The 5,964-nt window shown below is 59.8% G+C and carries 6 protein-coding genes and 1 pseudogene; 1 reads left to right on the top strand and 6 read right to left on the bottom strand.

Annotated elements, in window-relative coordinates:
• From PSEUDOMOFG3G_RS05320 to PSEUDOMOFG3G_RS05295, 6 genes and pseudogenes are all read right to left on the bottom strand, one after another.
• Window positions 1-1,179 (bottom strand): annotated as a pseudogene (locus tag PSEUDOMOFG3G_RS05320) (type IV secretion protein Rhs); the annotation flags it as partial.
• 212 nt (window positions 1,180-1,391) lie between these two features.
• Window positions 1,392-1,793: a hypothetical protein gene (locus PSEUDOMOFG3G_RS05315; RefSeq protein ID WP_047230478.1), complete on the bottom strand. Its 402-nt coding sequence runs from the start codon at window positions 1,791-1,793 to the stop codon at window positions 1,392-1,394.
• Complete coding sequence (locus PSEUDOMOFG3G_RS05310) at window positions 1,794-2,165, bottom strand: hypothetical protein (RefSeq protein ID WP_003179080.1); 372 nt, start codon at window positions 2,163-2,165, stop codon at window positions 1,794-1,796. It abuts the gene before it with no gap.
• A complete protein-coding gene (locus tag PSEUDOMOFG3G_RS05305; RefSeq protein ID WP_076386572.1) occupies window positions 2,162-2,503 on the bottom strand; it encodes a helix-turn-helix domain-containing protein in 342 nt (113 codons plus the stop codon). Before PSEUDOMOFG3G_RS05305 ends, PSEUDOMOFG3G_RS05310 begins: the two co-directional genes overlap by 4 nt.
• Window positions 2,504-2,616: 113 nt before the next feature.
• On the bottom strand, window positions 2,617-3,072 hold the full coding sequence (locus PSEUDOMOFG3G_RS05300; protein WP_076383782.1) for a YkvA family protein: 456 nt from the start codon (window positions 3,070-3,072) through the stop codon (window positions 2,617-2,619).
• Between the two features lie 292 nt (window positions 3,073-3,364).
• A complete protein-coding gene (locus tag PSEUDOMOFG3G_RS05295) occupies window positions 3,365-4,078 on the bottom strand; it encodes an FKBP-type peptidyl-prolyl cis-trans isomerase (RefSeq protein ID WP_047230475.1) in 714 nt (237 codons plus the stop codon).
• A 271-nt stretch (window positions 4,079-4,349) separates the two neighbouring features.
• Here PSEUDOMOFG3G_RS05295 and PSEUDOMOFG3G_RS05290 point away from each other — a divergent pair.
• On the top strand, window positions 4,350-5,964 hold a 1,615-nt coding region (locus tag PSEUDOMOFG3G_RS05290), incomplete at its 3' end, for a di-heme-cytochrome C peroxidase (RefSeq protein WP_139049391.1).

Genomic DNA, 5,964 nt, shown 5'->3' with positions numbered 1-5,964 from the left:
GCTATCACCGTTGGGGTTTTTCGATTGGTTGGGGGCGTCGTCGTAGGATTCGTCCTTTTTCAGTGTGGTATTGCGCTGCGCGTCCCAGCGCAGTTGCATCCGGCCCTTCTTCACTCCAGCCGCGATCCCCCGCGCCGCCACGGTTTTGTAGCGGTCCACATAGATGATGAAACCGTTGACCACCGCGAAGATCGCGTTGATGAATCGCTGCGCGGCGCTCAGCAGACGCCCGCCAACCTGGCCCAGACGCATGGCCAGGTAAGCAACACCGGTCCCCGCCCCGGCGAAGGTCAGGACGACGCCGATCAGCAAGTCGATCACCAGTTGCACCACCGCCGTAGCGAGCGCTTCAGTGGTTTCACCGGCAACCTCACTGGGCGGCAGCATCTCCAGCCAGAGGCTGGCGGTGCGCACCAGCAGGCACAACGCCGCTTCGTCGCTGGCCAGCAATTGCAGCCTGGCCATGAGCAACGGCGTTTTTTCCGCCATGGCGCTTAGCTGATCCGCACTTTCGCCCAGCCGGTCTACAAACATGCCAGGGTTCTTGAGGATGTCCGACAGCAGACTGATGCTGTCCCACACCCCCTCAATCGCCGCCCAACTGCCTGCGAGCAAACCATTGCCCACCGCGGCCGCCGAAGTCGCCAATGATTGCTGCGCCCACTGCGGCTTGAAGCCCTGCCACTGCCCGCGCAGCCACTGCGTCAGATCGTTGTTCAGGCCGTCGTAGGAAGAAAACAGGTCGGCGATTGTCTGGGGGGATACTTTGTCCTGGACGTGAACCCGATAGGACTTACCCGCCGTCCCCTGGAAAGTTCCCAGGCCCTCGGCATTCAGGGTGACGGGCGTGACCTCGCCGCTGTCCACGGCCACCACATCCACCATGATGCCGCCCAGCGGAATGTCGTACACCGACTCCAGCTTGCTCTCGATGGTCATCGGCCCAGCCGAGGGGCACTGGACGACGGTGGAGAGGAAATCATCGTCGCCGATGCTGACAGCGGTACTGCTGTCACCGAAACGAATCAGCCGCTCCATGCCCATCAGCGAAGGCAGGTCGGCCGCATGACTGGCGCGGTCCGCCGTCTGGCTATACCAGCGTTCGAGCTGCTCGCGGTAGAGCGTCAGGGTGTCTTTGAAGCTGTCGAGTTCCTGCTCGATACGGTGCACCTGATCCATCAGGACACGGCTCGATCAGGGGCCGGCAGGGAAAAACGATCGAACATGGGCAGACGTCTCGCAGCACTCAGGGAGCGCGAGACTTTGCCGGGGATACCAGGGGAAATAAGTCAGGTAAAGAGGCGGTGAATGTAGGGCGATTCGCTAAATAGCCCCATTCGACAAACGAACGGCCGAAAGGAAAGCGGGTTCAAAAATGCCTGTGGATAAAACTACTGGTCGTAGCCTTCGAGCGCCTTGAGCTTGACCTCCGCCAACGGATGGCCGGCTTTTGCCGCCAAACCCCACCAGCGCGCCGCTTCTATCGGATCCGGCGCCTTGCTGGCGGAACCGGCCAGGCTGATCACACCGACTTGATAGGCAGCCTTGCCATCACCGGCCAGTGCCGCCAGGCGCAACAGGCGAACACCTTCTTCCCGGGCACCCAGGCCCTGGCCGCGGAACGTCAGGATATGCCCATAGAAACTTTGCGCGCCGACGTCCCCCAGGTTCGCCATGCGGGCAAATTGACCTTCCAGCCAGGACCAGCCACGGGGCTGTCGAACAAACCAGGACCAATGAAACAATCGACGCGCCAGCCAGTAACCGGCCCGCGCCTTGATGCGCCAGAGCATTCAGGCCTCCGCTGATTCGGGGTACTCGTATTCGAATACCCGGACCACTTCCGAGGCGTGCCAGGAAGCGGCCGCGACACCATCGGAAGGCCCGGAAAAGCGCCCAAGACGCTCAACGCACTCGAAGAAGCCGGTACGCGGCAACCGGCTTGCCCCCTGGCTGATGACCAACGAACTTCGCAGCGGCTGTTCAGCCCGGGCATCCAGTGCTGCCAAGTGTTCAAGGGCCGCAGTCAAGGTCTGCATGGCCGGGCTGGGAAGCTGCAAACGCTCCAGCAAGGCCCGGTACGTCAACAAATGGCGCTGGCGGCGCGCCTGATCCAGTTCACCCAACAACCCATCCCAATGCTGCCGACTGATACGAACACTCACGATTGATCCCTCCAACCCGGCACCGTCAACTCCCAGGCCAAACTGCGCCGAATCGCGGCATCGGGCTGACGCTCGCCACTTTCGATCATGGCCAGATAAGACGGGCTTATACCTACTGTGCGGGCCAACGCCTCAATGGCGATGCCCTTCCCTTCGCGCAAACTGCGTAGTTGATCCAGACCAGGAAGAACCTGGCCGGGTGCCGCCGCATGACGGACTGTGGCTTCCTGCGGCGGAGCTTGATTGATGCCGGCTGCCTTCAATAGCGACTGGTACTGATCCCACGGTAAAACCGCGTATTCGGGCTCTCCGTCGCGTGTGATTATTTGAATATCCATGTCTACCCCGTAGGACAACAACACTTAGCGAGTCAGCTTTTTCCTTGGAAGTGTAATCCTAATAGCGGCTAAGGTCGCGGGGCGATCAATCTCATAAGGCAAACAGAACCGGATCAGTGCTTTTTCTGCCCTTGGAGCTGGAGCTGTTCCGGGGTGTCGGGAAGCCGCTCGACTTGAGCAAGCTTTTCGGGGGATTGCCGATAACGCCAGGCGCGGAAGGCTTCGAGTTCACTGTCGAGGGTCTTCATGATCCACGCCAGTACGGCGATATCGTCAAACATGCCGAACATGGGCAGGAAATCCGGAATCGCGTCCAGGGGGCTGAGGAAGTACATCAGCCCGGCCACGATCGACAGCAGCGACTTGGCGCTGACGGCCCGATATTCGCCACGCCAGTAGGCCAGGCACAGGGCCTGCAGCAAACGCAGATCCTCCTTGAGCTTGCCTAACCGACCGCCCTCTCGGGCGCCTTTGCTGGCGACGGCAAACAACAACGTCGGCAATCGACCGCGGGCCAGCAGTCGTCCTGCCAGAGGCAGAAAACGCGCAAAATTCCACGGAGCCTTCATGTTTTCTCCCACTGAAATGTTATCCACACAAATTGTGGATAACCTTGTGAACAGAGCTGCATTTACGCGCTGAAGCCCCCGTCAAATAAGGCCCCCAGTCAGATCGGGCGTTTTTTACTCACATAAAAAAACCCAATATTTCATTGACTTGACGGCCCGACTGGGTCTAGCACAGCGTCTGTATTGCCTATGACTATAACCCGCGCCGAGCGTTCGGTTTTTTGCCGTTTACCAACGCCCGGATACGACAACGCCCCGCATAAGCGAGGCGTTGTCGTTATAGCAGCCGCGGTTACTTGGCTGCGTCTTCTTTTGCCGGATCCTTGATCGCCAGCAGTTCCAGGTCAAATACCAGAACCGAATTGGCGGGGATGGCCGGGCTCGGGCTTTGGGCGCCGTAGGCCAGTTCGCTCGGGATGTACAGTTTGTACTTCTCGCCGACATGCATCAGTTGCAGGCCTTCGACCCAACCCGGGATCACACCGCTGACCGGCAGGTCAATCGGGCTGCCACGCTCCACGGAGCTGTCGAACACCTTACCGTCAGTCAACTTACCGGTGTAGTGAACAGTCACGACATCAGTCGGCTTAGGCTGAGGGCCGTCGGCTTTCTTGACCACTTCGTACTGCAGGCCGGAAGCGGTGGTGGTAACACCTTCCTTCTTGCCGTTTTCCTCGAGGAATTTCTTGCCGGCGGCTGCCGATTCTTCGCTCATCTTGGCCATACGCTCTTCGGCACGCTTTTGCAGTGCGGCAAAGGCTTCGACCAGTTCTTCGTCTTTCAGCTTCTGTTCTTTCTTGCCGACGGCATCTTCGATGCCCTGGGCCACTGCTTTGGAGTCCAGGTCATCCATACCTTCCTGAGCCAGGCTTTTGCCCATGTTCAGGCCAATGCCGTAGGAAGCTTTCTGCGCCGGGGTTTTCAGCTCTACGCTGGTCTGCGAGTCACAACCCGCGAGTACCAGGCCAACCAGGGCCACCGCCGCCGCCAACCGATGCTGTTTCATGCTATTTCCTTGTTCATGCGCCAAAAGGGCAATCGAGTAAAGCCGCGAGCTTATCAGGCGGCCACGACCAATGGCTACCGGCATGTGAGCAGCAAAGCACTGATAAGTTCACGGTCCCAAACGCTTTTTAATCCTGGGCGGATGAAGCATCTGTCATCTATTACGTACAGGGACAAATTGCCACTCCCCCGCAGCCCCATCGGTAATGGCCACTTGCCGGCCACGCGGCACTGAGGCATAAGGGCATATCAAAAAAAACAAGGACGTTACTGTGCGCCTGCTATCTCGCCTTCTCTTGTTGCTCCTTGCGCTGCTCGTCATCGCCGTGGCCGTGGTGCTCTATTACGTTGCCAACCCTCGTCTGCCGACCTATACACCGGTGGAACAGGTGCATTATCTGGATCAATGGAGCGCCGCCGAACGCCAGACGTACTATTTCACCCCTCAGGGCACTCAAGTCAAAGGCCTGCGCTACGACTGGTTCACCGCCCTCGAATTGCCGTTTTCGCAACAGCGCTTCGCTTCGCCTGAATACCTGGCTAGATTCGGCTTTCTGGTGGACCCGGCGCAGAAACCCTCGGCGGACAATCCCGGCAATCTGCCCGTAGGTTTCACCCGCCACCAGAATCCGGGCAGCGCCGACCAGTTCCTGGATATCACCTGCGCCGCCTGTCACACCGGTGAGCTGCGCTTCAAGGGCCAGGCGATACGGATCGACGGGGGCTCGGCCCAGCACGTCCTGCCTTCCAGCGTTCCTACATTACGCGGTGGCAGTTTCGGACAAGCATTGGTCGCCAGCCTGGTCTCGACCTACTACAACCCCTGGAAATTCGAACGCTTTGCACGCCAGGTACTGGGGCAGGACTACGACGCCCGCCATGAACAGCTGCGCAAATCATTCAAAGCCTCTCTGGATACGTTCCTGCGTGTGGCCTGGAACGACACTCATCGCGGCCTCTACCCCACCGAAGAAGGACCTGGCCGTACAGATGCCTTTGGACGGATTGCCAATGCCAGCTTCGGCGATGCCATCTCCGACAAGAATTACCGGGTCGCCAACGCACCTGTGGATTACCCGCAATTGTGGGACATATGGACATTCGACTGGGTGCAGTGGAACGGTTCGGCCCAGCAACCGATGGCCCGCAACGTCGGCGAAGCACTGGGTGTCGGCGCCACGTTGAACTTCTTCGACGCCCAGGGCAAACCATTGCAAGGTGATGCGCGATACCCCTCCAGCGTGCGCGTTCGCGATCTGCACAAGATTGAAGAAACCCTGCAGTTGCTCAAGGCCCCGGAGTGGCCTCAGGAACTGCTTGGCCCTATCGATATGCCGTTGGCCGCACAAGGCCGGGCGCTGTTCGTCGAAAACTGTGCCGGCTGCCATGTCCCCAACGTGGTTCAAGGTCCTGACAGGCCCGTCCAGCACCTGAACATGTTGCCGGTGAAGGTGATCGGCACCGATCCGGGTACCGCTAACAACATTGCCGACCACCGTTTCGATCTGACCAGCCTGCAATGGGATCCGGCCGAACTGGCCAAACTGGACGTACAACTGCATCCGACCCCGACGACGCCGCTGGATTTGAGCCAGGTTTCAGTCGCCAAAGGCTTGGCCTACGTTACCGCGTTCGTGGAAGAGAGGGCTTACCGTGACGCGGGCGTCACACCGCTGGAGCGCCCGGCGCTGGACGGTTTTGGCCTGCCCATCGGCGTGCGCGAGCTGCGCGCCTACAAAGCCCGGCCCCTGGCTGGCGTCTGGGCCACGCCGCCCTTCCTGCATAACGGCTCGGTGCCGACGATCTATCAGTTGCTGTCCCCTCAGGACGAACGGGCGATCACCTTCTATAAAGGCAGCTTCGAATACGACCCACGGCACCTGGGCT

Origin of the sequence: Pseudomonas sp. FG-3G (genome assembly GCF_901007645.1) — a bacterium.
Lineage (GTDB): Bacteria > Pseudomonadota > Gammaproteobacteria > Pseudomonadales > Pseudomonadaceae > Aquipseudomonas > Aquipseudomonas rhizophila.
The sequence above is the reverse complement of the archived record's forward strand: the minus strand, read 5'-3'. Positions and strand labels throughout refer to the sequence as shown.

Excerpts from the sequence above, each read along its gene's own strand:
- PSEUDOMOFG3G_RS05315 (WP_047230478.1), bottom strand. The coding sequence starts at position 1,793 with ATGCTCTGGCGCATCAAGGCGCGGGCCGGTTACTGGCTGGCGCGTCGA.
- PSEUDOMOFG3G_RS05305 (WP_076386572.1), bottom strand. The coding sequence starts at position 2,503 with ATGGATATTCAAATAATCACACGCGACGGAGAGCCCGAATACGCGGTT.
- PSEUDOMOFG3G_RS05300 (WP_076383782.1), bottom strand. The coding sequence starts at position 3,072 with ATGAAGGCTCCGTGGAATTTTGCGCGTTTTCTGCCTCTGGCAGGACGA.
- PSEUDOMOFG3G_RS05295 (WP_047230475.1), bottom strand. The coding sequence starts at position 4,078 with ATGAAACAGCATCGGTTGGCGGCGGCGGTGGCCCTGGTTGGCCTGGTA.